The sequence below is a fragment of the Oricola sp. genome, assembly GCF_022763245.1.
In the GTDB taxonomy this organism is placed as follows: domain Bacteria; phylum Pseudomonadota; class Alphaproteobacteria; order Rhizobiales; family Rhizobiaceae; genus Oricola.
The window spans coordinates 28779-52633 of sequence record NZ_JALEGV010000029.1 but is presented as its reverse complement, the minus strand read 5'-3'; the positions used below and the strand labels follow the sequence as shown (position 1 = coordinate 52633).

Sequence of the window (23855 nt, the reverse complement as noted above, 5' to 3'; positions counted from 1 at the left end):
TCCGTGACAGACCTGTTCGCACAGCCGGAGGCCTCCGAGGCAGAGTCGACACGTCGTCCGCTCGCAGACAGGCTCAGGCCTTCGCAACTGGACGATGTGGTCGGACAAGACCATCTCACCGGACCGGACGGTGCGCTGACGCGGATGATCGCTTCCGGCAGTCTCGGCAACGTCATCTTCTGGGGACCGCCGGGCACTGGCAAGACAACGATCGCGCGGCTCCTCGCCGGCGCGACAGGGCTGCATTTCGAACAGATTTCTGCGATCTTCAGCGGCGTGGCGGAATTGAAGAAGGTCTTCGAAGCGGCACGCATGCGGCTACAAAACGGCCGTCAGACGCTTCTGTTCGTCGATGAGATCCACCGCTTCAACCGTGCGCAACAGGACAGCTTTCTCCCCGTGGTGGAGGATGGCACGATCCTTCTTGTCGGTGCGACGACGGAAAACCCGTCCTTCGAGCTCAACGCGGCGCTTTTGTCGCGGGCGCGTGTGCTGACGTTGAAGCGATTGGAGCCGGAGCATCTGCTCCAGTTGCTTTCGCGCGCTGAGCAACTCCTCGGCGAAGCGCTGCCGGTCACATCTTCCGCGCGTGACCTCATCACGGTCATGGCCGATGGCGACGGGCGGGCCGTTTTGACCCTGGCCGAGGAGGTCTGGCGAGCGGCTAGGCCGGGCGAGCAGCTTGATGAAAATGCTGTGCGCGGGATCTTGCAGCGTCGTGCGCCGATCTACGACAAGGGGCAGGATGGCCACTACAACCTGATTTCGGCCCTGCACAAAGCCGTCCGCGGCTCGGACCCGGACGCCGCGCTCTATTATCTCGCGCGCATGTTCGACGCCGGCGAGGATCCCCTTTTTCTCGGACGTCGGTTGGTGCGCATGGCAAGCGAGGATATTGGCCTCGCGGACCCGCAGGCCTTGACGATCGCCCTCGCGGCGAAGGATGCCTATGACTATCTAGGATCGCCGGAAGGCGAGCTGGCGCTTGCGCAAGCCTGCCTCTACCTCGCGACGGCGCCGAAATCGAACGCGGCCTATGTCGCATTCAAGGCGGCGATGCGTTCGGCCAAGGACAACGGGTCTCTGCTGCCGCCGAAACACATCCTGAACGCACCGACCAAGCTGATGTCGCAGGAGGGCTACGGCACGGGCTATCGTTACGATCACGACGAACCGGATGCTTTCTCGGGTCAGGACTATTTCCCTGAGGCGATGGGACGGCAGGTGTTCTATGATCCGGCCGAACGCGGTTTTGAACGCGAGATCCGCAAGCGGCTCGACTATTGGAGCAAGCTGCGCCGGGAGCGGGCAAAACAGACAGATTGATTGATGTCGGCGGATGGGGCATCGCTCGCCGACGCGAAGGGACTTCGAGAGGAGACAAGATGCGCATTCTGCTCGTATTTGCGACGGTCGAGGGGCAAACCCGCAAGATCGCGACCCACATCGCCGAACGGCTCTCTGGGGCGGGACATGACGTCGATCTGGTCGATGCGGCCGACATCAAGGCCGCGCCCGCGGCGGAGTCCTTCGAGGCCGCCATCATAGCCGCTCCGGTGCATATCAGCACCTATCCGGTTCCGCTGCGCCGCTTCGTCAAGAACAATGCCGAGACGCTGATGGCGCGCCCGGGCGCTTTCGTCTCGGTGTCGCTGACCGCAGCGATGGAGGATGACAGCGAGGTTGCCGAACTGGCGGACATCGTCGAGAAATTCAGCCAGGAGACGGGCTGGTGGCCTGTGTCCGTGCATCACGCGGCCGGCGCGCTGAGATATACCGAGTATGACTTCTTCCGCCGTTGGATGCTGAAGCGCATCGCCGAGAAGGAAGGCGGGCCGACGGACACCAGCCGGGATCACGAGTTCACCGACTGGGCCGCGCTGGACGAGTTCATCGATGGATTCGTGGCGCAGGCGCCCGACGTCGCCGGAAAGATCTGAACCCGACGGTTACGGGGCTCCGGCGGGGCTTTCGCCCTCGTCGGGCTTGGAGTAACACGGCTCCATGTCTCTCCTGTCTCACATCCTCCTCGTCGCGCTCGGAGGCGGCCTCGGTGCGTCGGCCCGCTATCTCACCAATCTGGCGGCTCTGCGCGTCGCGGGGCCACATTTTCCGTGGGGAACGATGATCGTGAACATCCTCGGTTCCTTCGCCATGGGCCTGTTGATCGCGGCGCTTGCCCGGCGCACAGGCGCCAGCATGGAAGTGCGGAGCTTTCTGGCGACCGGCTTCCTCGGCGGCTTCACGACGTTCTCGGCGTTTTCACTCGATTTCGCGCTGATGTGGGAGCGCGGCGACCAGTGGCATGGCCTCATCTACCTCATTGCGAGCGTTGTGGTCTCGATCTGCGCATTGTTCGCCGGTCTGGCCCTTGTCCGGGCCGTAGCGTGAAGCGGTGGCGATGATGGCGAGTGTCGAACAAAAACAGGTGGATGACGACGAGGCGGGCATGCGCGTCGATCGCTGGTTCAAGGCGCACTATCCTGACCTGGCCTTCGGCGCCTTGCAGAAATTGCTGCGAAGCGGGCAGGTGCGGGTGGACGGCGGACGGGTGAAGGCCGAGACACGGCTGGAGCCGGGTCAGACGGTGCGCGTTCCGCCCATGGCGGCGCAGGGCAATTCGGCTTCCAAGGGACCGTTGACCGCAAGGACGATGCGCAACCGGTCAGACGACGATGCGCTCAAGGCGATGATCCTGTTCGAGGACCGCAAGGTGATCGTTCTGAACAAGCCGGCCGGGCTGGCCGTGCAGGGCGGTTCAGGGGTCGTCCGGCACGTCGATGGTATGCTCGAAGCGTTTCGAAACACCAAGGGCGAGAAGCCGAGGCTCGTCCACCGCATCGACCGGGATACGTCGGGGATCCTCGTCATCGCGCGTACGCGCGGCGCTGCGCAGAGGCTGACGGCGTCGTTTCGCGAGCGCGACACCAAGAAAACCTATTGGGCGCTCGTCAAGGGCGTGCCGAAGCAGCGCGAAGGGCGCATCTCGACCTGGCTCGTCAAGGAACAGACGCCGGACGGCGACCGGATGCGCATCGCGAAGCATGGCGAGCCGGATTCTGATCACGCGATCTCCGAATACCGTCTCATCGAGTCGGCCGGTCAGCGGATGTCCTGGCTGGAAATGGAGCCCTATACGGGGCGAACCCATCAGCTTCGCGTGCATGCGGCGCATATGGGCTGTCCGATCATCGGCGATCCGAAATACTTCGACGACGATCCCAACTGGGAATTCCCGGGCGGCATCCAGAAGAAGCTTCATCTTCATGCGCGCCGGATCATCATCCCGCATCCTGACGGCGGTCTCATCAACGTCACGGCGCCGCTGCCGCCCCACATGAAGCAGAGCTGGAACCTGCTCGGTTTCGACGAAGCCGACGCCGACAAGGAAGAGGAATGACGCCATGCCGATGCTGAACGGAAGCTGCCATTGCGGCGCGGTGCAATACACCGTCGAGATCGATGGCGAGCCGGAGAACCTGCGCCGCTGCAATTGCTCCCTGTGCCGGCGCAAGGGCGCGCTCATGGCGAGCGTGCCGGAGGACAAGCTCACGATCACGAAAGGTAAGGATGCGCTGACGCTCTATCAGTGGAACCTGAAGATCGCGAGCCACTATTTTTGTTCGACATGTGGCATCTACACCTTCCACCGCCCGCGCAGCGCCCCCGACACCTGGGGAATCAATATTGGCTGTATCGAGGGTCTGGACCCTTTTGCCTACGAAGACGTTCCGGTCCGCGACGGCGCGTCTCTCAGCCTTGCCTCCGACGAAGGCTCATAACGCGGCGCGAAGCGTCGCGATGATCCGACGGCGCTCCGCGTCGTCCTCGGCTTCGTAGAGGCGCTGGGTGAGGGCGGCGACCAAGGCCGCATAGTCATTGTTCCAGTCGGACAGCAATTCGGCCTGCGGAATGCGTTCGGGCAGGCGGCCCTTGGATTTGGCGTCGCCGGCGACGAGTTCGAAGATCTCGTCCATCCGCGGCATGACGATCTTTTCAGGATCGAAGCCGCGCTCGCTGAGCAGTCTGGCCAGTTCCTCGCGGGCATCGTCGTCACCGTGATTGAGGAACAGGCGGCCGGCGACGGGCGTTCGCTCCATGATCCAGTCGAGCAATTCGCCCTGGTCGGCATGGGCGGAATAGTTGCCGAGGCGGCGGATCTCCGCGCGCACGAGATATTCCTTGCTGTGAATGCGGACCATCGGCTCGCCGCTGGTGATGTAATAGCCCAGCGTGCCCGGCGCCTGATAGCCGACGAAGAGGATCGTGGCGTTGGAGCGCCAGATGTTGTTCTTGATGTGATGCTGGATGCGTCCGGCGTCCGCCATGCCGCTGGCCGAAATGATGATCGCGCCGCCCGTGATGCGGTTGATCGCCTTGCTTTCCTCGACATCCTGGACAAGGCGGAAGCGCGGGTCGCGGAAGAGTTGGCTCTCGTCGAGCTCGACGTCATCAAGGCTGCCCGCGTGCTTGATGAACACTTCCGTGACCGCCTTCGCGAGCGGCGAATCGAGGAACACTGTCGTTTCCGGCAACTCGCCCCGGGCCAGCAGCACGCCGATGTCGTGCAGCAGTTCCTGGCTTCGTTCGACCGCAAAGGCCGGGATGACGACATTACCGCCGGCCGACAACCCTCGGACGAGTTCCTTGCGGAGATTGTCGCGGCGCTTTTCGAGCGTGTAGTCGTCGCGCTCGCGGTCGCCATAGGTGCTTTCGCAGACGATGTAGTCGAAGCCGGTCTCCGCGTCGGGTTCCGGATGAAAGACCTTCTCCTCCGGGCCCAGATCGCCGGAAAACAGGATGCGCATCGTGTTGCCGGAGGGATCGTCGGGAAATTTCACTTCCGCCGAAGCAGAACCGAGCATGTGGCCGGCGTTCCAGTACCGCACTTGGATGTCGGCGCCCGGTTCGAACCAGGTCTCGTATCCATGCGGCGTCAGCAGTTCGAGCGTCCTGCGGGCGTGCTCCTCGGTGTAGACGGGTTCGAGCGGCTCCTCGCCCTTGCGCTGCCGCCGGCGGTTCCACCGCTCCGTGTTGGATTGCTGGATCTTGGCCGAATCGAGCAGCATGAAGCTCAAGAGATCAGCGGTTGCGGCCGTACAGTGGATAGGGCCGGAGAAGCCGTGCTTGACCAGTTTGGGCAGCAGGCCGGAATGGTCGATATGGGCGTGGGTGAGAATGAGAAAATCGATGCCGGCTGCTTCGAAGGGGAAATCCTTCTCGTTCAGGGCACGGATTGTCTTGTTGCCCTGGAACATGCCGCAATCGACCAGAAAGCGCTGTTCACCGACTTCCAACATCGAGCAGGAACCGGTGACGGTCCCCGCGGCGCCGTAAAAGGAAAGTGTCGCCATGCCAGAAGTCTCCCGCGCTTGTTCTGCCTCCCGGTGTTGCAAATCGTGGCGGCGGGGGCAAGGGCGGGGCATCAGACGCGGGCAGTTTCACCCGCGCCTGGCAATCGCGTCAGTTGACGGCGACGAGCTGGACGTCGAACACGAGGTCCTGGCCCGCCAGCGGATGGTTCGCATCGAGCGTGACCGTCTCCGTGTCGGCGGCGACCACGGTCAGTTGAATGACATTGCCGTCCTGTGCGGAGGCCTGGAGCCGTGCGCCGGGCTGCGTGTCGACCTCGGGCGGCAGCGTGGAGCGTTCGACCACGTGCACGCCTTCGGGATGGTGCGGGCCATAGGCCTCGTCGACCGGAATGGTCACGGTCTTGCTGTCGCCGACGGCCATGCCACGCATCGCCTTGTCCAGTCCGGGGATGACCTGGCCGGCGCCGAGCTCGAATTGCAGCGGATCGCGGCCTTGAGATGAATCGAAGACAGTCCCGTCAGTGAGCTTGCCCGTATAGTGGATAAGCACCGTGTTGCCGTGCTGGGCTTCGGTCATTGTATGCCTTTCGGGTGGGGTGTTCTGGTGCGGCGGGTTCGCGATGCACCAATGGTTGTCCGCCGATCGTCGATCGCGGCGGGACGCAGAACGCTAACATAAGGACGAGTTGGGCGCTGTAAAGGCCGCGGCCCAAAAGAAAACCGGCGGCGCTTTCGCGCCGCCGGTCCCTTGCCCGTCCCTGACTTCTGCGATCAGCAGGAGTAGTACATGTCGTATTCGACCGGGTGCGGCGTGTGCTCGTAACGGATGTTTTCTTCTTCCTTGAGTTCGAGATAGGCCTCGATCTGGTCGTCGTCGAAAACGCCGCCGGCTTTCAGGTACTCGTTGTCGGCGCGGCAGGCGGCAATGGCCTCACGCAGCGAGCCGCAGACGGTCGGGATTTCCTTCAGCTCTTCCGGCGGCAGATCGTAAAGGTCCTTGTCCATCGGATCGCCCGGGTGGATCTTGTTCTTCACGCCGTCGAGGCCAGCCATCAGCATGGCAGCGAAGGACAGATACGGGTTGGCGACCGGATCTGGGAAGCGGATCTCGACGCGCTTGCCCTTCGGCGAGCCGGAGTGCGGAATGCGGCAGGACGCCGAGCGGTTGCGTGCCGAATAGGCGAGCAGCACCGGTGCCTCGAAGCCCGGGACGAGACGCTTGTAGGAGTTCGTCGACGGGTTGGTGAAGGCGTTCAGCGACTTGGCGTGCTTGATGATGCCGCCGATGTAGTAGAGGCAGGTCTCCGACAGACCGGCATAGCCGTCGCCAGCCATGAGCGGCTTGCCGTCACCCCAGATCGACTGGTGGACGTGCATGCCCGTGCCGTTGTCGCCATAGACCGGCTTCGGCATGAAGGTGACGGACTTGCCATAGGCATGGGCGACGTTGTGGCAGACATATTTGTAGAGCTGCACTTCGTCGGCCTTGAAGGTCAGCGTGTTGAACAGCATCGACAGTTCGTGCTGCGCAGCCGCCACTTCGTGGTGATGCTTCTCGATCTTCACGCCCATCTCGCCGAGGACGGTCAGCATCTCGGAGCGGATGTCCTGGGCCGAATCGATCGGGTTGACCGGGAAGTAGCCACCCTTGACGCGCGGACGGTGACCGAGGTTACCGGTCTCGTATTCGGCGTCGGTGTTGGTCGGCAGCTCAACCGAATCGACCTGGAAGCCGGTCTTGTACATGTCGGTCGAGAACTTGACGTCGTCGAACAGGAAGAATTCCGGCTCCGGGCCGAAATAGGCCGTGTCGCCGAAACCGCCGGACTTCACATAGGCTTCCGCCTTCTTGGCGGTCATGCGCGGGTCGCGGTTGTAGCCTTCGCCGGTCATCGGGTCGAGGATGTCGCAGAAGATGGCCATGGTCGACTGAGCGTAGAACGGGTCCATGTGGGCCGTCTCGGTGTCGGGCATCAGGACCATGTCGGACTCGTTGATGGCCTTCCAACCGGCGATCGAAGAACCGTCGAACATGACGCCGTCGGCGAACATGTCTTCGTCAACGACGGAGGTCTCCATCGTAACATGCTGCAGCTTACCGCGCGGGTCGGTGAAACGCAGGTCGACGAATTTGACTTCGTTGTCCTTGATGTTCTTCAGAATATCATTTGCACTCATTTGTCTTCCCTTTGGTTGAACTCAATATGGTGGGGAATGGGATTGGAATGGATCGGGTCCGAGGTCAGATCGCGTCGGCGCCGGTCTCGCCGGTCCGGATGCGGATGACTTCCTCGATATTGGACACGAAAATCTTGCCGTCGCCAATACGCCCGGTCTGGGCTGCATTGCGGATCGCCTCCATGGCGGCTTCGACGGTCTCGTCAGCGACGACCACCTCGACCTTCACCTTGGGCAGGAAATCCACCACGTATTCGGCGCCGCGGTAAAGTTCCGTGTGGCCTTTCTGGCGACCGAAGCCCTTGGCTTCCGTGACGGTGATGCCCTGGAGGCCGACTTCCTGCAGCGCCTCCTTCACTTCATCGAGTTTGAACGGTTTGATGATCGCTTCGATCTTTTTCATGTACAGGCAAGCCTCCACGGTGGAATCTGGCCGAACACAAGCAGATGGCGTGCCAGATGCGAACTGGGTCTCTTTGTCGTGGACAAACGCGGGGGTGCCCCGCAATCTGGCAGCCGCCGGAGAGGGGCGGAGAGATCGCGGGGCGCGAGCGCACGTCCATGGCGATTAAACATAAGGCAATCTGCTTAAAAAGCGTGCAAATGCCGAAGGAAGATTTGAAACAACGAGGCGTTTCGAAGTTCGGGGACGCGCTTCTGACCTGCGCCGCGATGGGGCGAGCCGACGCTTGGACGATCGACAATGGCTGCGCCACAGGCATCGAATTGATGGAAAGTGCCGGCGCGGCGGTCATGACTGAAGTGCTCCAGCGGTTCGGTGACGCGAAGCGGGTCGCCGTGCTTTGCGGACCCGGCAACAATGGCGGCGACGGCTATGTCGCAGCGCGCCTGCTGCGCGAACGCGGGGTGCAAACGGTCATCCACTCTTTCGGTCCGCCGCGGGAAGGCTCCGACGCCGCAATCGCCGCTTCGCGATGGACCGGGCCGGTCTCGCTGCCTGACAGTTTCGCGCCTGAGACGAACGACCTCGTGATCGACGCGGTGTTTGGAGCGGGCCTGACGCGCAGTCTGCCGGAAGAGGTGCGGGCGGCCTTCGACAGGGCGCGTCAGACGGGTTGCCGGATTGTCGCCATCGACCTCCCGAGCGGTGTCAATGGCGACAGCGGTGTTGATTTGGGCGGTGCGCTGGCAGCGGATGTCACGGTCACCTTCTTTCGCAAGAAGCCCGGGCATCTTCTCTTTCCGGGTCGGGCGCTTTGCGGCGGGCTTGTTGTCGCCGATATCGGCGTCAGCGCCGGTGTCTTCCGTGATGAACAGCCCTTGTTGTTCGAGAACGGGCCGTCGCTCTGGCGCGGCGCGTTGCCGAAACCCGGCACCAATTGGCATAAATATGCGCGCGGCCACGCTGCGGTGTTCTCGGGCGGCCGGCATGCCACAGGCGCGTCGCGCCTGTCAGCGATGGCGGCCCAGCGTGCCGGAGCCGGCGCGGTGACAATTCTCGGTCCTGCCGACGCACTTGATGCTCATGCAGCACATGTGACGTCGATCATGCTGAAGCCCTGCGCGCCGGATGACGCATACGACCGGCTGATCGAGTTGAAGGGGTGCCGCGCCTGCGTCCTAGGGCCGGGGTTCGGCGATTTGCCGGCGGCGCGCAGGATTGCGGTTCCCATATTGGAGGAGAGGGCTGAGACCGGTTTGCGGCTTGTGCTCGACGCAGACGGGATAAGCGCCTTTGCAACCGACCCTCGACTTCTCTTTGATGCGGCGCGTGCTTCGGGCGAAGTTGCGCTCGTGCTGACGCCGCATGAGGGCGAGTTTGCTCGCCTGTTCCCGGACATCCGCGAGAGCGGCGGCATGTCCAAGCTGGACAAAGCGCGCGCGGCCGCCGAACGCGCACATGCCGTCGTGATCTACAAGGGCCCCGACACGGTTGTCGCTGCCCCGGACGGACGGGCGGCGATCAATTCGAACGCGACACCGGCGCTGGCGACAGCCGGATCCGGCGATGTCGTTGCCGGGATCGCTGCCGGCCTTCTGGCGCAGGGCGTACCGCCATTCGAGGCCGCTGCGGCAGCTGTTTGGCTGCACGGCGAAGCGGGCAGGGCGGCGGGACCGCTCGCGATCGCCGAGGACCTCATTGGCGAGGTCGGCCCAGCACTCGCTCGACTGCTCGATTAGTCAGGATTCCGCCACGCGCCGCAGCAGGTCCTGGGCCGCGTGTGGTGCACGGACTTTGCCCTCGTGGATGAAATAGACGAAGACGTCGCGCGGTTTCCTGTCGGATGAATGCTCCGGCGCGGCGAGCGGCAGGTCGTCGGGCATCCCGCCTTCGGCCCAGGTCAATGCGCGATGTGTCCAGGCCGCCATTGCGTTGTCCGCATAGGCCGTCGGAATGGCGTCATCGCCCTGTTGCAGCCGCGCATAGACGAAATCCGCCGTCACATCGGCGATCGCCGGATAGGTCGCATGGTCCGCGAAGACGATCGCCGCTCCATGTTCGGCCGCCAGCGAAACGAACTCCGGATCGACGAAGCTCTCGTGTCGCACCTCCAGCGCGTGACGTAAGCGGACGCCGTCCTCCTCATGCGGCAGGAGCTTCAGGAAAGCCGCGAAATCGGCGGGATCGAATTTCTTCGTCGGCGCGAATTGCCAGAGGATGGGACCCAGCTTGTCGCCGAGGCCCGACAGGCGCTGGGCGAAAAACTTCTCGAGCGACGGCCCGGCCTCGGCCAGCACCTTGCGGTTGGTGACAAAGCGGTTTCCCTTGATCGAAAACACGAAACCGTCCGGCGCCGTTGCGCCCCAACTCGCGATCGTCGCAGGCTTCTGCCCGCCATAATAGGTGGCGTTCACTTCGATCGTGGTGACGTTGCGGCTCGCATATTCAAGCTGGCGTTTCTTGGGCAAGTCGTCGGGATAGAAGACGCCTTGCCACGGCTCGAAATTCCAGCCGCCCATGCCTGATCGGATAGTGCCATGTTCGCTCATGGCACTATCTTGACCGGCTGCATTGCGACGGCAACCCGTTTCTCGCAAGCCGACGCGGTCTCCCGCCGGTTCCTGCCATCGGCCGCTATTTCTCGGTGTCGATCTTGCGTGACGGGGCGACGGCTTCGGCCTTCTTCGGTATGACCACCTTCAGGACGCCCTCAAGCACAGAGAGATCGACCTCCTCCAAGGCAAGCCCGAGGAGTTCCGCCGTGAGCATGATCGAATCGTCGTCTTAGGTGACGTCGATCGCCGGATTGATGACGCCGACCGGCAGGTTCGTCCGAGGCATCGCGGGCCATCCGCGCTCGTCGCCGAAGATGCCGGAATTCAGAACTTCCTCACCTTGACCGCCGTCAATCATCCGATGGCGAGAGCCTGCGGCGGACTATTCGGCCGCCTCGACCCTCTTCTGCGGCCGCCTTTCCAGCAACTCACGCAAGAACTGGCCGGTATAGGAGCGCGGTGCATCGACGACGTCTTCCGGCGTGCCGGTGGCGACGATTTCGCCGCCGCCGTCGCCGCCTTCAGGACCAAGATCGATGATCCAGTCGGCTGTCTTGATGACTTCCAGATTGTGCTCGATCACGACGACCGTGTTGCCGGTCTCGACCAGTTGGTGCAGCACCTCGAGCAGCTTGGCGACGTCGTGGAAATGCAGGCCGGTGGTCGGCTCGTCGAGGATATAGAGAGTCTTGCCGGTCGCCTTGCGCGACAGCTCCTTGGCCAGCTTGACGCGCTGAGCCTCGCCGCCCGACAGGGTGGTCGCCTGCTGGCCCACCTTGATGTAGCCGAGGCCGACGCGGTGCAGCGTTTCAAGCTTGTCGCGCACCGCCGGAACTGCGGAGAAGAATTCGACGCCTTCCTCGACGGTCATGTCCAGCACGTCGGCGATCGACTTGCCCTTGAACTGAACGTCCAGCGTCTCGCGATTGTAGCGTTGGCCGTGGCACACGTCGCAGGTGACATAGACGTCCGGCAGGAAGTGCATCTCGATCTTGATGACGCCGTCGCCCTGGCAGGCCTCGCAGCGTCCGCCCTTGACGTTGAAGGAGAAGCGTCCGGGCGCATAGCCGCGTGCCTTGGCTTCCGGAAGCTGCGCGAACCAGTCGCGGATCGGCGTGAAAGCGCCCGTATAGGTGGCCGGATTGGAGCGCGGTGTCCGCCCGATCGGGGACTGGTCGATGTCGATGACCTTGTCGAGCTGTTCCAGCCCGTCGATGCGGTCATATTCCGCCGGGTTCTCGCGCGCGCCGTTTATCCGCCGCGCCGCCGCCTTGTAGAGCGTCTCGATCAGGAAGGTCGACTTGCCGCCGCCCGACACGCCGGTCACCGCCGTGAACAGACCAAGCGGGATCTCCGCCGTGACGTCCTTCAGATTGTTCCCGCGCGCGCCGGCGACCTTGATGGCCCGGTTCTTCTTCGGCTTGCGCCGTTCCGCCGGCACCGGAATGGCCTTGTCACCCGACAGATACTGCCCCGTCAGGGAGGCCGGATTGGCCATGATCTCGCCTGGCGTGCCCGAGGCGATGACGCGTCCGCCGTGAATGCCGGCCGCCGGGCCGATATCGACGACATGATCCGCGGCGAGGACGGCATCCTCGTCATGTTCGACGACGATCACCGTGTTCCCGAGATCCCGCAAGTGGCGCAACGTGTCGAGCAGGCGGGCGTTGTCGCGTTGGTGGAGACCGATGGAGGGCTCGTCGAGGACGTAGAGCACGCCAGTCAGACCGGAGCCGATCTGCGAGGCGAGCCGGATGCGCTGGCTTTCGCCGCCCGACAACGTTCCCGAATTGCGTGACAGGGTGAGATAGTCGAGACCGACGTCATTGAGAAAACGCAGTCGTTCGCGGATTTCCTTGAGAATGCGATAGGCGATTTCGGCCTGCTTCTCGGTGAAGGTGCCCTCGACCTCGTCGAACCATTTCACCGCGTTGCGGATCGAGAATTCCGTCACCTGCGAGATGTGCAGTCCGCCGATCTTAACCGCCAGCGCCTCAGGCTTGAGCCTGTGGCCGTTGCATGCCGCGCAGGGCGTAGCCGACATGTAGCGCTCGATCTCCTCGCGCGCCCAGGAGGAATCGGTCTCTTTCCAGCGACGCTCCAGATTCGGGATCACACCCTCGAACGTCTTCGATGTCTTGTAGGAGCGCAGACCGTCGTCATAGACGAAGTCGATCTGGCGTTTCCCCGTGCCCTGCAGGATCGCGTCGTGCGCTTCCTTCGGGGAGTCGGACCATTTCTGCGTCAGTTTGAAGCCGTAGGCCTTTCCGAGCGCATCGAGCGTCTGCCGATAATAGGGCGAGGAGGATTTCGCCCAGGGCGCGATCGCTTCGTGCATCTTGGCATCGCGCTCGGGCACCACGAGGTTTGGATCGATCGTCTGCTGCACGCCAAGGCCGTCACAGGCCGGGCAGGCGCCGAACGGATTGTTGAAGGAAAACAGCCTTGGCTCTATTTCGGGGATTGTGAACCCGGAGACCGGGCAGGCGAACTTCTCCGAAAACACTATGCGTTCATGGGTCTCGTTCTTCGACTTGTTCACCGCGTCGGCACCGGTTTCCTCCGGCGGAAGCGGCCGGTCGGCGAATTCCGCCACCGCGAGCCCTTCGGCCAGGCTGAGGCAGGTCTCCAAGCTGTCGGCGAGGCGTGCGGCGATGTCATCACGCACCACTACGCGGTCCACCACTACGTCGATGTCGTGCTTGTATTTCTTGTCCAGAGTCGGTGCGTCGGCGATCTCGTAATAGGTGCCGTCCACCTTTACGCGCTGGAAGCCCTTCTTCATCAGCTCGGCGAACTCTTTGCGGTATTCGCCCTTCCGGCCGCGCACGATGGGCGCGAGAATGTAGAGGCGAGTGCCTTCCTCCAGCGCCATCACACGGTCGACCATCTGACTGACGGTCTGGCTCTCTATCGGAAGGCCGGTCGCTGGCGAGATCGGCACACCTACGCGTGCGAAAAGCAGCCGCATGTAGTCGTAGATCTCGGTGACGGTGCCGACCGTGGAACGGGGATTGCGCGATGTCGTCTTCTGCTCGATGGAGATCGCCGGCGACAGACCGTCGATCTGGTCGACGTCCGGCTTCTGCATCATCTCGAGGAACTGGCGCGCATAGGCCGAGAGACTTTCGACGTAGCGGCGCTGGCCTTCGGCGTAGATGGTGTCGAAGGCCAATGACGACTTGCCCGAACCCGACATGCCCGTCATCACGATCAGCTTGTCGCGGGGCAGGTCGAGATCGACATTCTTCAGATTGTGTTCGCGGGCACCGCGAATGGAGATGGTTTTCTGATCGCTCATGAAAGATGCCTGTCGCGGCGGCGCCGCTCATCCGTCATCATTTAAGCATGCGCACCGACTTGTCGAGGGATGAGGCCGCGCACTGCTGACTTTCCCCGACTCGTCCCGCGGACGCTTGACAGAGGCATCGCGCAATCGCTAGAACATTTCAAGAACAAAAAGACCCTGTGGACATCGCGGGTCGGAGTGGAGCCGCCCCGCGTGCTTCTGTAGGGTGGCGCATGTTTCATGAAATCCCGGGAGTTCAGGCGTCATGGCTGGCAGTGTGAACAAGGTCATTCTGGTTGGTAACCTGGGCGCCGATCCGGATATCCGGCGTCTGAATTCCGGCGAGCCGGTCGTCAACCTCTCGGTCGCCACGTCGGAACAGTGGCGCGACAAGGGGTCCGGCGAGCGCCGCGAGCGCACGGAATGGCACCGGGTCGTCATCTTCAACGAGAATCTCGCCAAGGTGGCGGAGAATTATCTGAAGAAGGGTGCCAAGGTGTATGTCGAGGGCCAGCTGCAGACGCGCAAATGGACCGACCAGAACGGTCAGGACAAATACACCACCGAGATCGTGATCCAGCGCTTCCGCGGCGACCTGCAAATGCTTGACGGCCGTGGCGAGGGCGAGGGTGCCTATGGCGGCGGTGGTGGCGGTGGCCAGCAGCGCGTCAGCGGCGGTTACGGTGGCGGTCAGGACCGTGGCGGTCAGTCGTCTTCATCCGGCGGGAACGACTTCGTTCGCGACATGGACGACGAGATCCCGTTCTGAGAGCAATGATGACGCGGCGGGAAACAAAGACGGACTCAGCGGCGCTCTCGATCGCGCTGGTGACGATTGCCGCCATTCTCGTCTCGTTGACCCAGGTATTCGCCGGCGAGGCCGATGTGGTCGATGCCAAGGCGCGCCGGGAGAGCGCCGGCGAATGGCGTTTCGACGTCACCGTGCGCCATGCCGACGAGGGCTGGGATCACTACGCCGACAAATGGATCGTCGCCGGCACGGACGGCGCGATCTATGGCGAGCGAGTGCTGACCCACCCTCATGTCGATGAACAGCCCTTCACACGCTCGCAGTCGGGCATTGTCGTTCCACGCGATATCGCCGCTGTTGTCATTCGCGCGCATGACAGCGTGCACGGCTTCGGCGGCGCGGAGTTCACGGTCGATCTCGACGCGCTTCGCTAGAGATCAGGCGGCGATCATCGCCTTGATGCCGTCAGCCACAAACTGCACGGCGAGAGCGGACAGGATGACGCCGAGCAGCCGCGTCAGGACGGTGCGGCCGGTAGCGCCGAGCAGCCCTTCTACGCGCTCGGCAATCAGATACACCCCGTAGGTCAGCGCGACGATCCCGAACAGGATGGCGATCAGCGCGACCCGATCGAGCGCGCTCGAGAAATCTCCCGACAGAAGAATCGTCGCTGAAATCGCCCCCGGTCCGGCCATCAACGGAATGGCGAGCGGGAAGACCGCGACGCCGTGGATGTCATCCTGCGTGATCGCCCGCTTGGCGGTGTTCTCGTGACGCTCCTGGCGGCGCTCGAACACCATCTCGAAAGCGATCCAGAACAGCAGGAGCCCGCCGGCCACGCGGAAGGCGGGCAATGTGATGCCGAAAAGCGAAAGGATGAGCGTTCCGGCCAGGGCGAAGACGACGAAGACCACGAAGGCGATGATGCTTGCGCGCAACGCCACCTGGCTGCGCTCGGACCGGTTCATTCCGGCGGTGACGGCCAGAAACAGCGGCGCGAGGCCCGGAGGATCGATCGTGACAAACAGCGTCACGATCGCGTTGATCAGCAGGTCGGTGCTCATGCACTTGCGTAGCAGCAGGGCGGGTGGCGGGGCAAGAGCCGGGCGTCGCCGGTGCGTCGGTGTGACAGGCCGGGAATACACCGGAAAAGACGGTGGAATGTTCGCAATTTTCAGGCGCTTGCGCTAATCTCGAAAGGATGATTCTGAACAGTGAAGTGCAGCCGAGTTGAACGACGAAACACCCATTGACGGCCAGGGCGGCGGGTCCGACATCGAGCCGGTCTCCATTTTGGAGGAAATGCAGCGGTCCTATCTCGATTACGCGATGAGCGTGATCGTGAGTCGGGCGCTTCCCGACGTGCGCGACGGCTTGAAGCCGGTTCACCGCCGCATCCTCTACGCTATGCATGAGGGCGGTTTCCACTGGAACCGCAAATACGTGAAGTCTTCGCGCATCGTCGGCGACGTCATGGGTAAATATCACCCGCATGGCGACGCGGCGATCTACGACGCCATGGTTCGCATGGCCCAGGACTGGTCGCTGCGGGTTCCGCTTGTGGACGGCCAGGGCAATTTCGGCTCCATTGACGGCGATCCGCCTGCCGCGATGCGCTACACCGAGTCCCGGCTCGAGAAGGTCGCGCATGAGCTGCTGGAAGACATCGACAAGGAGACGGTCGACTTCCAGGAGAACTATGACGGGTCGGAGACCGAGCCGAAGGTCCTCCCGGCGCGCTTCCCGAACCTTCTGGTCAATGGTTCGGGCGGTATCGCCGTTGGCATGGCGACGAATATTCCGCCGCACAATCTCTCGGAGGTCGTCGAGGGCTGCGTCGCGCTGATCGACAATCCCGCGATCTCGCTTCATGAGATCATGCAGATCATTCCCGGGCCGGATTTCCCGACCGGAGGCATCGTCCTTGGTCGGTCCGGCATCCTGTCGGCCTATGAGACCGGGCGCGGCTCGATCATCATGCGCGGCAAGGTGGATATCGAGCAGCGTTCCGGCGACCGTGAAGCGATCATCATTTCCGAGGTGCCGTACCAGGTCAACAAGGCCGGCATGATCGAGAAAATGGCCGAGCTGGTCCGCGAGAAACGCATCGAGGGCATCTCCGACATTCGCGACGAGTCCGACCGGCAGGGCTATCGGGTGGTCGTCGAACTGAAGCGCGACGCGGTTGCAGACGTCGTACTGAACCAGCTGTATCGCTACACGCCGCTTCAGACTTCGTTCGGCGCCAACATGGTGGCCCTCAATGGCGGCAAGCCCGAGCAAATGAACCTGCTCGACATGCTGCGCGCTTTCGTGAGCTTCCGCGAGGTCGTCATCAGCCGGCGGACGAAGTACCTGCTGCGCAAGGCGCGCGAACGGGCGCATGTCCTGGTTGGTCTCGCCATCGCCGTCGCCAATATCGACGAGATCATCCACCTGATCCGCAATGCGCCGGACCCGGCGACGGCGCGCGAGCAGTTGATGACGCGGCGCTGGCCCGCAAAGGACGTCGCGCCGCTGATTGCGCTGATCGACGATCCACGCCATGGCATCGACCCCGAGGACAACACCTACATGTTGTCCGAAGAGCAGGCCCGCGCGATTCTGGACCTGCGACTGCAGCGTCTGACGGCGCTCGGCCGCGACGAGATCGCCGACGAGTTGAACAAGATCGGCGCGGAAATTCGCGATTATCTCGACATCCTGTCGTCGCGCGCGCGCATTCAGCAGATCGTCAAGGACGAACTCGGCGCCGTGCGTGACGAATTCGGCACGCCGCGTCGCACCGAACTGGCCGAGGGCGGCCCGGACATGGACGACGAGGACCTGATCGCGCGCGAGGACATGGTGGTCACGTTCAGCCATCAGGGCTACATCAAGCGCGTGCCGCTGCAGACCTATCGTGCGCAGCGCCGCGGCGGCAAAGGGCGGTCCGGAATGGCGACGAAGGACGAGGATTTCGTCACGCGTCTGTTCGTGGCCAACACCCACACGCCGATCCTGTTCTTCTCCTCGCGCGGTATCGTCTACAAGGAGAAGGTCTGGCGATTGCCGATCGGGACGCCGCAGTCACGCGGCAAGTTTCTGCGCAACATGCTGCCGCTCGAACAGGACGAACGCATCACGACAATCATGCCGCTGCCCGAGGACGAGGAGAGCTGGGGCGAACTGGACGTGATATTCTCAACGACCAACGGGACCGTCCGGCGCAACAAATTGTCCGACTTTGTTCAGGTCAATCGCAACGGCAAGATCGCGATGAAGCTGGAAGAGGACGGCGCCGAGATCCTGAATGTCGCGACGTGCTCCGAAATCGACGATGTGGTGCTGACCACGGCACTTGGCCAGTGCATCCGTTTCCCGGTCACGGACATCCGCGTCTTCGCCGGCCGCAACTCCGTCGGCGTGCGCGGCATTTCGCTCGGCAAGGGTGATTCGATCATCTCCATGTCGATTGTGCGGCACGTGGAAGCCGAAGCCTGGGAGCGCGCCGCGTATCTCAAGCGCTCCGTCGCCGAACGCCGCGCAATGAACGGTGAAGAGATCGAGGATGTCGGCCTGGTCGGCGAAGAAGCCGAAGAAGGCGATCTGTCGGATGATCGCTACGAGGCGCTCAGGGCTCAGGAGCAGTTCATCCTGACTGTCAGCGCCTATGGCTACGGCAAGCGTTCATCGTCCTACGACTTCCGGGTCTCCGGGCGTGGCGGCAAGGGCATCCGCGCCACCGACACCTCGAAGACCGGCGAGATCGGCGATCTCGTCGCGGCCTTCCCGGTCGACGATGGCGACCAGATCATGCTGGTTGCCAATTCCGGCCAGGTGATCCGAGTTCCCGTCGATGGCATCCGTTTCGCTTCGCGCGCCACCAAGGGCGTGACGATCTTCAACACCGCGGAAGGCGAACATGTCGTCTCGGTGGAACGGATCCGCGAGCCTGAGGACAGCGGTGAAGAGCCCGACGCCGAGGGCGATGCGGGTGAGGAAGCCCCTGCGGATTGACGTTGATCATCCCGATATGGCTTGGTTTTGCGAGCAAGTCATATCGGGAGCGCCGTCATGTCGGACACGCAGTCATGGTTGGCCTTTGCGATCGCCAGCTTTCTGATCGTCATCGTGCCGGGACCGACCGTCACCATAATCATCGCCAACGCACTTCGCTCCGGCACCCGCGCGGGACTGCTGAACGTCGCCGGAACGCAGGTCGGCGTGCTGACGATGATCGCCATCCTCGCGGTCGGGCTGAAGACAGTGGTCGCGGTCGTGGGGGAGGCCTTCATTTTCCTGAAGGTCGCCGGAGCGCTGTATCTGATCTGGCTCGGAATCAAGCTCTGGCGGGCGAACGGTTCACTGGGTGACGCCGATCCGGCGATGAAGCTGCGATCGACCGCGGGCTATGTCTGGCAGGGCTTCGCGGTGATATGGTCCAACCCCAAAGCGCTATTCCTGTTCGGCGCCTTCATCCCGCAATTCGTTTCCGCGTCCGGAAATCCTGCGGCTCAAACAGTCGGTCTTGGTCTAACGTTCGTGGTCATAGCCACAGTGTGCGACAGTGTCTACGCGTTTGCAGCGGGTCGGACCGGAGGTTGGCTCAACAAGCGTAACATTCGGCTCGTGGAGCGTGTTTCCGGATCATGTCTGATCGGGGGCGGGCTGTGGATGCTGGCCGCCAGGCGATCGTTTTGATCGGATTATCGGGCCGCCTTGGCGGGAAGCAGGGCGGGAACAGCGAAACCGGCGGTGAGGGCCATCATGGCGAGTGCGAAAAGTGCGATCATTGTTTTATCTCCTGTGTTGAAACGCATCAAAACAGATCGGGTTCCGTTGCGATGTGCGTTCACTCACAGGGTGGAAGATGCGGCTCGGCGCCTGAACCTCTGCTGAATGGATTGTTCATCGAATTCCCGCGCCATCTTTCGCAGTGGCCGATTCTGGGTTAGAGCCTCCGGCCATGGCGGAAAAAGTCGCAATCTATGGCGGGTCCTTTGATCCGGTCACCAATGGCCACATCGACGTGTTGAAGGCCACACTCGCGGTCTTTGATCGTGTGATCGTGGCAATTGGCACGCATCCGGGCAAGAAGGGGCTCTTCAGCTTCGACGAACGTGTGAAACTCATCGGTGAATGCCTCGAGGAAGAAGGCATTTCGCCCGTGCGAGTGAGCGTCACGAGCTTCAGCGGCCTGATCATCGACGCCGCGCGGTCCGAAGGGGCGACCGCGCTGGTACGCGGGCTGCGCGACGGCACGGATCTTGACTACGAAATGCAGATGGCCGGCATGAACGAGATGATGGCGCCCGATCTGCAAACGGTGTTTTTTCCGGCCAGCCCTTCGGTGCGCACGATTACCGCCACACTTGTGCGCCAGATCGCGTCGATGGGCGGCGAGACACGCCACTTCGTGCCCGCCGCCGTCGACAGCGCGCTGCGCGCGAAATTCAACTGAGAATTCAATCATTTCGAGGATCCCGCAATGCATTCGACGCGACGTCTCTTCATGGCTGCCTGCCTTTCTCTCGCCGGACTTTGCATGACTGTTCCGTCCGGTGTCGCCCAGGAGGCCGATCCGGAAAATACGATGGTCATCACGTTGAAGGACGGCGACGTCGTCATCCGGTTGCGTCCGGATCTCGCTCCCATCCATGTCGAGCGGATCAAGACACTGGTCCGTGAAGGCCAATACGACAATGTCGCATTCCACCGAGTGATCCCGAATTTCATGGCGCAGACCGGCGACGTGCAGTTCGGCGACCTCGAAGACGGATACAACGGACGCCGCACCGGAACGGGTGGCTCCGCGCTCCCGGACCTGCCGGCAGAGTTCACCAACGAACCTTTCGTGCGCGGCACGGTCGGCATGGCGCGGGCCCAGAACCCCAATTCCGGCAATTCGCAGTTCTTCATCATGTTCGATGAAGGCAGCTTCCTCAACGGCCAATACACCGTCTTCGGTCAGGTCGAGAGCGGGATGGAATTCGTCGACAACATCAAGAAGGGCACGCAGGCCAACAATGGCGTGGTGTCGGAGCCCGATCGGATGATCAAGGTTGTCATCGCGGCTGACGCGCAATAAGTCACGTCACTCACTCAAACACGGAAAGGGCTCAGATGGCCTACAAGGACCCCGAGAACACCCTGGTCATGGAAACGACGGTTGGCTCTGTCGTGATCGAAATGCGTCCGGATCTCGCGCCGAAACACGTCGAGCGCATCAAGGAACTCGCGCGCGGCGGCGAGTATGACGGCGTTGTCTTCCACCGCGTGATCGACGGTTTCATGGCTCAGACGGGCGATGTGCGTTTCGGCAACAAGAACGGCGCGAACTTTGATCCGTCACGTGCGGGCATGGGCGGCTCTTCCAAGCCTGATCTGCCGGCCGAGTTCAACGAAGCCAATCACGGCCGCGGGGTTTGCTCCATGGCCCGTGCGCAGAATCCGAATTCCGCCAATTCGCAGTTCTTCATCGTCTTTGAAGACGCCTCGTTCCTCGATCGCCAGTACACGGTCTGGGGACAGGTCATCGAAGGCATGGAGAATGTGGACAAGATCAAGCGCGGCGAGCCCGTGCGCGACCCCGATTCCATCGTCTCCATGAAGGTCGCTGCCGATCTCTAGGATCGTGCTCCCGGCGAACGAAACCCATGCGCGTTGACGCCTTCGATTTCGACCTGCCGGACACCTCCATCGCCCTGCGACCGGCAGTGCCGCGCGACAGCGCACGCATGCTGGTCGTCAGGCCGGGCGAGGAGCTTCTGGATCGTGGCGTTCTGGACCTGCCGCGGTTCCTGAAAGCGGGCGATGTGCTCGTCTTCAACGACACCAAGGTCATTCCTGCGCAGCTGGAAGGTGAACGCGTGCGGTCTGATGGCGCGCGCGCCCAGGTCGGCGCGACCTTGCACATGCGCACCGGACCGGATCGCTGGAAGGCGTTCGTCCGTGGCGCGAAGAAGCTCAAGGCCGGCGATGCGGTCGATTTCGGGACCGGCGACCATGCGCTCTCTGCCCAGGTGGTAACGAAAGGGCTGGAGGGTGAGGTCGAGTTCCAATTCGACCGGGCCGGCGGCGATCTTGACGCGGCGCTTGCTCTCGTGGGCCATGTGCCGTTGCCGCCCTATATCGCGTCCAAGCGCGACGAGGACGAACGCGATCGGCAGGACTACCAGACGATCTACGCTCGAGAAAAAGGCGCCGTCGCCGCGCCGACGGCGGGACTTCATTTCACCGACCGGCTGTTCGCCGCGCTCGACGAAGCTGGCATTGAAAGGCGCTTCGTGACCTTGCATGTCGGAGCCGGGACGTTCCTGCCGGTCAAGGCCGACGACACGGCCGAGCATCGCATGCATTCCGAGATCGGCCATGTCGATGCGGAGACGGCTGCGTTCCTGAACGATGCGATAGCCAGGGGCGGGCGCGTCGTCGCGGTGGGCACGACGTCATTGCGTCTGCTCGAAAGCGCGGCGAACGAGGACGGAACGATCGAGGCGTGGTCCGGCGCGACGGACATCTTCATCACGCCCGGCTACCGGTTCCGCGCTATTGACGCGCTGATGACCAATTTCCACTTGCCGCGTTCGACGCTGTTCATGCTGGTTTCGGCCTTCAGCGGGCTGGAGACGATGCGCGGGGCCTATGCCCATGCGATCGAGAGCGGCTACCGGTTCTATTCCTACGGGGACGCATGCCTGCTCTTCCCGCAAGGGGCTGACACATGACGACACCCTTTTCCTTCGAACTGCTGGCCACCGACGGCGCCGCGCGACGCGGGGTCGTGCACACGTCACGCGGCGACATCCGCACGCCCGCGTTCATGCCCGTCGGCACGGTCGGGACCGTCAAGGCGATGTACCTCGATCAGGTGCGCGACAGCGGCGCCGACATCATCCTCGGCAACACCTATCACCTGATGCTGCGTCCCGGTGCGGAGCGCGTGGCCCGGCTGGGCGGCCTTCATGAATTCATTCGCTGGCCGCGGCCGATCCTGACCGACTCCGGCGGTTTCCAGGTCATGTCCCTGGCGTCGCTCCGCAAGATGAGCGAACAGGGCGTCACTTTCCAGTCGCATGTCGATGGAAAGCGTTACGAAATGAGCCCGGAGCGCTCCATCGAGATCCAGGGTCTGCTCGGATCAGACATTCAGATGCAACTCGACGAATGCGTCGCCCTGCCTGCGGAGCGCGACGTGATCGCCAAGGCGATGGAACTGTCGCTGCGATGGGCCGAGCGGTGCAAGACGGCCTTCGGCGATCAGCCGGAACGGGCCATGTTCGGCATTGTTCAGGGTGGGGACGACGAGAGATTGCGAGAAGCCTCGGCCAAGGCGCTCACCGATCTGGACCTGAAGGGCTATTCCATCGGCGGCCTGGCCGTAGGCGAGCCGCAGGACGTGATGCTGGCCATGCTCGACGCCACATGCCCTATTCTGCCCGCCAACAAGCCGCGCTACCTGATGGGAGTGGGAACACCGCAGGACATGCTGCGCTCTGTCGCTCATGGCGTGGACATGTTTGATTGCGTGATGCCGACGCGCTCTGGCCGGCACGGGCTGGCCTTCACTCGTCGCGGGCGGGTCAATCTGAAGAACGCACGACACGCCGAGGACCATCGGCCGCTCGACGAGGAATCGAATTGCCCTGCGGCGCGGGACTATTCGCGGGCCTATCTCCATCACCTGATCCGATCGGGTGAAACGCTGGGCGCGATGCTGCTGTCCTGGGTCAATATCCACTATTATCAGGAACTGATGCAGGGTATTCGCGATGCGATCGAAGGCGGCCGGTATGCCGATTTCTGCGCCGAGACGGAAGCCAATTGGGAGCGTGGCGACATCGCCGCTCTCTAGATCATGCCAGGCGCGCCCTTGCGCATGGTGACGGCGTCCACCTTCCAGGTACCGTCGGCCTGTTGCTCCATGAAATAGGCGGCGGTGTAATCGGAGCCGTCAGGAGCGGCGATGAGCACGTCCCAGACGATGCGTCCATCGGCCAGGCGCTCCATCTGTCCGAATGCGTAATTGCCAGGCCGAAGCACGGGCAGATAGCCATTGCGAACCATGGACATGAAACGATCGAGTGTCGGAAAGATCTGCCTGATGTCCGGCGAGGCGTAGGAATAGGCCTGTACGAAGTCGCCGGCCAGGAACGCCTCGAGTTGTCGCGTGACAATGTCCTGGGCCTGTCGCCCGTCACTTGATTGAGCATTCGCCGATGCCGCCGCAAGGCCGACAACAAGCGCAATGGCGCTGAAGAGTTTGAACCGATATCGCATTGCCGCCTCCCATGGTGTCATGCGCTTTCGGTAAGCAACTAGGGGCCGATTGCGGGCCGGCAATAAGCGCTTGAACGGACCGGTCAAATCGTGCACTTCTCGC

General features: G+C 62.8%; 25 protein-coding genes. 15 read left to right on the top strand and 10 right to left on the bottom strand.

Features of this window, described 5'->3' with window-relative positions; translation table 11 throughout:
• Nucleotides 1–3 precede the first annotated feature (3 nt).
• The 5 genes from MRY80_RS13090 to MRY80_RS13070 all read left to right on the top strand — a co-directional run bounded on the left by MRY80_RS13090 (nucleotide 4) and on the right by MRY80_RS13070 (nucleotide 3782).
• Nucleotides 4–1326, top strand: a complete 1323-nt coding sequence (locus tag MRY80_RS13090; protein ID WP_293291466.1) for a replication-associated recombination protein A — start codon at nucleotides 4–6, stop codon at nucleotides 1324–1326.
• Nucleotides 1327–1385: 59 nt separating this feature from the next.
• Nucleotides 1386–1940, top strand: coding sequence for a flavodoxin domain-containing protein (locus MRY80_RS13085; RefSeq protein ID WP_293291465.1), 555 nt, complete (start codon nucleotides 1386–1388; stop codon nucleotides 1938–1940).
• A gap of 73 nt (nucleotides 1941–2013) precedes the next feature.
• Entirely contained in the window at nucleotides 2014–2391 is a 378-nt protein-coding gene (gene crcB / locus MRY80_RS13080; RefSeq protein WP_293291494.1) for a fluoride efflux transporter CrcB, read from the top strand.
• A gap of 13 nt (nucleotides 2392–2404) precedes the next feature.
• Nucleotides 2405–3400, top strand: a complete 996-nt coding sequence (locus tag MRY80_RS13075) for an RluA family pseudouridine synthase (RefSeq protein WP_293291464.1) — start codon at nucleotides 2405–2407, stop codon at nucleotides 3398–3400.
• Between the two features lie 4 nt (nucleotides 3401–3404).
• Entirely contained in the window at nucleotides 3405–3782 is a 378-nt protein-coding gene (locus MRY80_RS13070; RefSeq protein WP_293291463.1) for a GFA family protein, read from the top strand.
• Here the strand turns inward: MRY80_RS13070 and MRY80_RS13065 are convergent.
• From MRY80_RS13065 to MRY80_RS13050, 4 genes are all read right to left on the bottom strand, one after another.
• The gene (locus tag MRY80_RS13065; RefSeq protein ID WP_293291462.1) at nucleotides 3777–5354 is read right to left on the bottom strand and encodes an MBL fold metallo-hydrolase; all 1578 of its coding nucleotides are present in this window, start codon (nucleotides 5352–5354) and stop codon (nucleotides 3777–3779) included. The two genes, MRY80_RS13070 and MRY80_RS13065, sit on opposite strands and share 6 nt — an antisense overlap.
• A 109-nt stretch (nucleotides 5355–5463) precedes the next feature.
• The gene (locus MRY80_RS13060; RefSeq protein ID WP_293291461.1) at nucleotides 5464–5892 is read right to left on the bottom strand and encodes a peptidylprolyl isomerase; all 429 of its coding nucleotides are present in this window, start codon (nucleotides 5890–5892) and stop codon (nucleotides 5464–5466) included.
• A 194-nt stretch (nucleotides 5893–6086) separates the two neighbouring features.
• A complete protein-coding gene (glnA, locus tag MRY80_RS13055; RefSeq protein WP_293291460.1) occupies nucleotides 6087–7493 on the bottom strand; it encodes a type I glutamate--ammonia ligase in 1407 nt (468 codons plus the stop codon).
• A 64-nt stretch (nucleotides 7494–7557) separates the two neighbouring features.
• The gene (locus MRY80_RS13050; RefSeq protein ID WP_293291459.1) at nucleotides 7558–7896 is read right to left on the bottom strand and encodes a P-II family nitrogen regulator; all 339 of its coding nucleotides are present in this window, start codon (nucleotides 7894–7896) and stop codon (nucleotides 7558–7560) included.
• A gap of 215 nt (nucleotides 7897–8111) precedes the next feature.
• Here MRY80_RS13050 and MRY80_RS13045 point away from each other — a divergent pair, with 215 nt between their 5' ends.
• Nucleotides 8112–9635, top strand: coding sequence for an NAD(P)H-hydrate dehydratase (locus tag MRY80_RS13045; RefSeq protein WP_293291458.1), 1524 nt, complete (start codon nucleotides 8112–8114; stop codon nucleotides 9633–9635).
• Here MRY80_RS13045 and MRY80_RS13040 read toward each other — a convergent pair whose 3' ends face one another.
• From MRY80_RS13040 to uvrA, 4 genes are all read right to left on the bottom strand, one after another.
• Nucleotides 9636–10445, bottom strand: a complete 810-nt coding sequence (locus MRY80_RS13040; protein ID WP_293291457.1) for a DUF72 domain-containing protein — start codon at nucleotides 10443–10445, stop codon at nucleotides 9636–9638.
• Between the two features lie 85 nt (nucleotides 10446–10530).
• A complete protein-coding gene (locus MRY80_RS13035; RefSeq protein WP_293291456.1) occupies nucleotides 10531–10665 on the bottom strand; it encodes a hypothetical protein in 135 nt (44 codons plus the stop codon).
• Nucleotides 10666–10680: 15 nt separating this feature from the next.
• Nucleotides 10681–10809, bottom strand: a complete 129-nt coding sequence (locus MRY80_RS13030) for a hypothetical protein (protein ID WP_293291455.1) — start codon at nucleotides 10807–10809, stop codon at nucleotides 10681–10683.
• A 24-nt stretch (nucleotides 10810–10833) separates the two neighbouring features.
• A complete protein-coding gene (gene uvrA, locus MRY80_RS13025) occupies nucleotides 10834–13752 on the bottom strand; it encodes an excinuclease ABC subunit UvrA (protein ID WP_293291454.1) in 2919 nt (972 codons plus the stop codon).
• Nucleotides 13753–14005: 253 nt separating this feature from the next.
• Here uvrA and ssb point away from each other — a divergent pair, with 253 nt between their 5' ends.
• Both ssb and MRY80_RS13015 read left to right on the top strand, forming a co-directional pair.
• Nucleotides 14006–14509: a single-stranded DNA-binding protein gene (gene ssb / locus MRY80_RS13020; RefSeq protein ID WP_293291453.1), complete on the top strand. Its 504-nt coding sequence runs from the start codon at nucleotides 14006–14008 to the stop codon at nucleotides 14507–14509.
• A gap of 8 nt (nucleotides 14510–14517) precedes the next feature.
• Nucleotides 14518–14925: a hypothetical protein gene (locus tag MRY80_RS13015; RefSeq protein WP_293291452.1), complete on the top strand. Its 408-nt coding sequence runs from the start codon at nucleotides 14518–14520 to the stop codon at nucleotides 14923–14925.
• 3 nt (nucleotides 14926–14928) lie between these two features.
• On the opposite strand, the gene MRY80_RS13010 is transcribed toward MRY80_RS13015, so the two are convergent.
• Nucleotides 14929–15555, bottom strand: coding sequence for a MarC family protein (locus tag MRY80_RS13010; protein WP_293291451.1), 627 nt, complete (start codon nucleotides 15553–15555; stop codon nucleotides 14929–14931).
• 166 nt (nucleotides 15556–15721) lie between these two features.
• Between MRY80_RS13010 and gyrA the strand changes: the two genes are divergently transcribed.
• From gyrA to tgt, 7 genes are all read left to right on the top strand, one after another.
• Entirely contained in the window at nucleotides 15722–18490 is a 2769-nt protein-coding gene (gene gyrA, locus MRY80_RS13005) for a DNA gyrase subunit A (RefSeq protein ID WP_293291450.1), read from the top strand.
• A gap of 57 nt (nucleotides 18491–18547) precedes the next feature.
• Nucleotides 18548–19174: a LysE family translocator gene (locus MRY80_RS13000; RefSeq protein ID WP_293291449.1), complete on the top strand. Its 627-nt coding sequence runs from the start codon at nucleotides 18548–18550 to the stop codon at nucleotides 19172–19174.
• A gap of 265 nt (nucleotides 19175–19439) precedes the next feature.
• Nucleotides 19440–19934, top strand: a complete 495-nt coding sequence (gene coaD, locus MRY80_RS12995) for a pantetheine-phosphate adenylyltransferase (protein WP_293291448.1) — start codon at nucleotides 19440–19442, stop codon at nucleotides 19932–19934.
• An 84-nt stretch (nucleotides 19935–20018) separates the two neighbouring features.
• On the top strand, nucleotides 20019–20561 hold the full coding sequence (locus MRY80_RS12990) for a peptidylprolyl isomerase (protein ID WP_293291447.1): 543 nt from the start codon (nucleotides 20019–20021) through the stop codon (nucleotides 20559–20561).
• Between the two features lie 35 nt (nucleotides 20562–20596).
• Complete coding sequence (locus MRY80_RS12985; RefSeq protein ID WP_293291446.1) at nucleotides 20597–21103, top strand: peptidylprolyl isomerase; 507 nt, start codon at nucleotides 20597–20599, stop codon at nucleotides 21101–21103.
• Nucleotides 21104–21129: 26 nt separating this feature from the next.
• The gene (gene queA, locus MRY80_RS12980) at nucleotides 21130–22200 is read left to right on the top strand and encodes a tRNA preQ1(34) S-adenosylmethionine ribosyltransferase-isomerase QueA (protein WP_293291445.1); all 1071 of its coding nucleotides are present in this window, start codon (nucleotides 21130–21132) and stop codon (nucleotides 22198–22200) included.
• The gene (gene tgt / locus MRY80_RS12975; RefSeq protein WP_293291444.1) at nucleotides 22197–23327 is read left to right on the top strand and encodes a tRNA guanosine(34) transglycosylase Tgt; all 1131 of its coding nucleotides are present in this window, start codon (nucleotides 22197–22199) and stop codon (nucleotides 23325–23327) included. Before queA ends, tgt begins: the two co-directional genes overlap by 4 nt.
• On the opposite strand, the gene MRY80_RS12970 is transcribed toward tgt, so the two are convergent.
• Complete coding sequence (locus MRY80_RS12970; protein ID WP_293291443.1) at nucleotides 23324–23752, bottom strand: DUF4864 domain-containing protein; 429 nt, start codon at nucleotides 23750–23752, stop codon at nucleotides 23324–23326. The two genes, tgt and MRY80_RS12970, sit on opposite strands and share 4 nt — an antisense overlap.
• Nucleotides 23753–23855: the final 103 nt, after the last annotated feature.

Excerpts from the sequence above, each read along its gene's own strand:
- coaD (WP_293291448.1), top strand. The coding sequence starts at position 19,440 with ATGGCGGAAAAAGTCGCAATCTATGGCGGGTCCTTTGATCCGGTCACC.
- MRY80_RS13060 (WP_293291461.1), bottom strand. The coding sequence starts at position 5,892 with ATGACCGAAGCCCAGCACGGCAACACGGTGCTTATCCACTATACGGGC.
- uvrA (WP_293291454.1), bottom strand. The coding sequence starts at position 13,752 with ATGAGCGATCAGAAAACCATCTCCATTCGCGGTGCCCGCGAACACAAT.
- MRY80_RS13085 (WP_293291465.1), top strand. The coding sequence starts at position 1,386 with ATGCGCATTCTGCTCGTATTTGCGACGGTCGAGGGGCAAACCCGCAAG.
- MRY80_RS13035 (WP_293291456.1), bottom strand. The coding sequence starts at position 10,665 with ATGCTCACGGCGGAACTCCTCGGGCTTGCCTTGGAGGAGGTCGATCTC.
- MRY80_RS13000 (WP_293291449.1), top strand. The coding sequence starts at position 18,548 with ATGTCGGACACGCAGTCATGGTTGGCCTTTGCGATCGCCAGCTTTCTG.
- MRY80_RS13075 (WP_293291464.1), top strand. The coding sequence starts at position 2,405 with ATGGCGAGTGTCGAACAAAAACAGGTGGATGACGACGAGGCGGGCATG.
- MRY80_RS12970 (WP_293291443.1), bottom strand. The coding sequence starts at position 23,752 with ATGCGATATCGGTTCAAACTCTTCAGCGCCATTGCGCTTGTTGTCGGC.
- MRY80_RS13050 (WP_293291459.1), bottom strand. The coding sequence starts at position 7,896 with ATGAAAAAGATCGAAGCGATCATCAAACCGTTCAAACTCGATGAAGTG.
- MRY80_RS12985 (WP_293291446.1), top strand. The coding sequence starts at position 20,597 with ATGGCCTACAAGGACCCCGAGAACACCCTGGTCATGGAAACGACGGTT.
- MRY80_RS13065 (WP_293291462.1), bottom strand. The coding sequence starts at position 5,354 with ATGGCGACACTTTCCTTTTACGGCGCCGCGGGGACCGTCACCGGTTCC.
- MRY80_RS13030 (WP_293291455.1), bottom strand. The coding sequence starts at position 10,809 with ATGATTGACGGCGGTCAAGGTGAGGAAGTTCTGAATTCCGGCATCTTC.
- MRY80_RS13070 (WP_293291463.1), top strand. The coding sequence starts at position 3,405 with ATGCCGATGCTGAACGGAAGCTGCCATTGCGGCGCGGTGCAATACACC.
- queA (WP_293291445.1), top strand. The coding sequence starts at position 21,130 with ATGCGCGTTGACGCCTTCGATTTCGACCTGCCGGACACCTCCATCGCC.
- MRY80_RS12990 (WP_293291447.1), top strand. The coding sequence starts at position 20,019 with ATGACTGTTCCGTCCGGTGTCGCCCAGGAGGCCGATCCGGAAAATACG.
- ssb (WP_293291453.1), top strand. The coding sequence starts at position 14,006 with ATGGCTGGCAGTGTGAACAAGGTCATTCTGGTTGGTAACCTGGGCGCC.
- MRY80_RS13010 (WP_293291451.1), bottom strand. The coding sequence starts at position 15,555 with ATGAGCACCGACCTGCTGATCAACGCGATCGTGACGCTGTTTGTCACG.
- glnA (WP_293291460.1), bottom strand. The coding sequence starts at position 7,493 with ATGAGTGCAAATGATATTCTGAAGAACATCAAGGACAACGAAGTCAAA.
- MRY80_RS13040 (WP_293291457.1), bottom strand. The coding sequence starts at position 10,445 with ATGAGCGAACATGGCACTATCCGATCAGGCATGGGCGGCTGGAATTTC.
- tgt (WP_293291444.1), top strand. The coding sequence starts at position 22,197 with ATGACGACACCCTTTTCCTTCGAACTGCTGGCCACCGACGGCGCCGCG.
- MRY80_RS13015 (WP_293291452.1), top strand. The coding sequence starts at position 14,518 with ATGACGCGGCGGGAAACAAAGACGGACTCAGCGGCGCTCTCGATCGCG.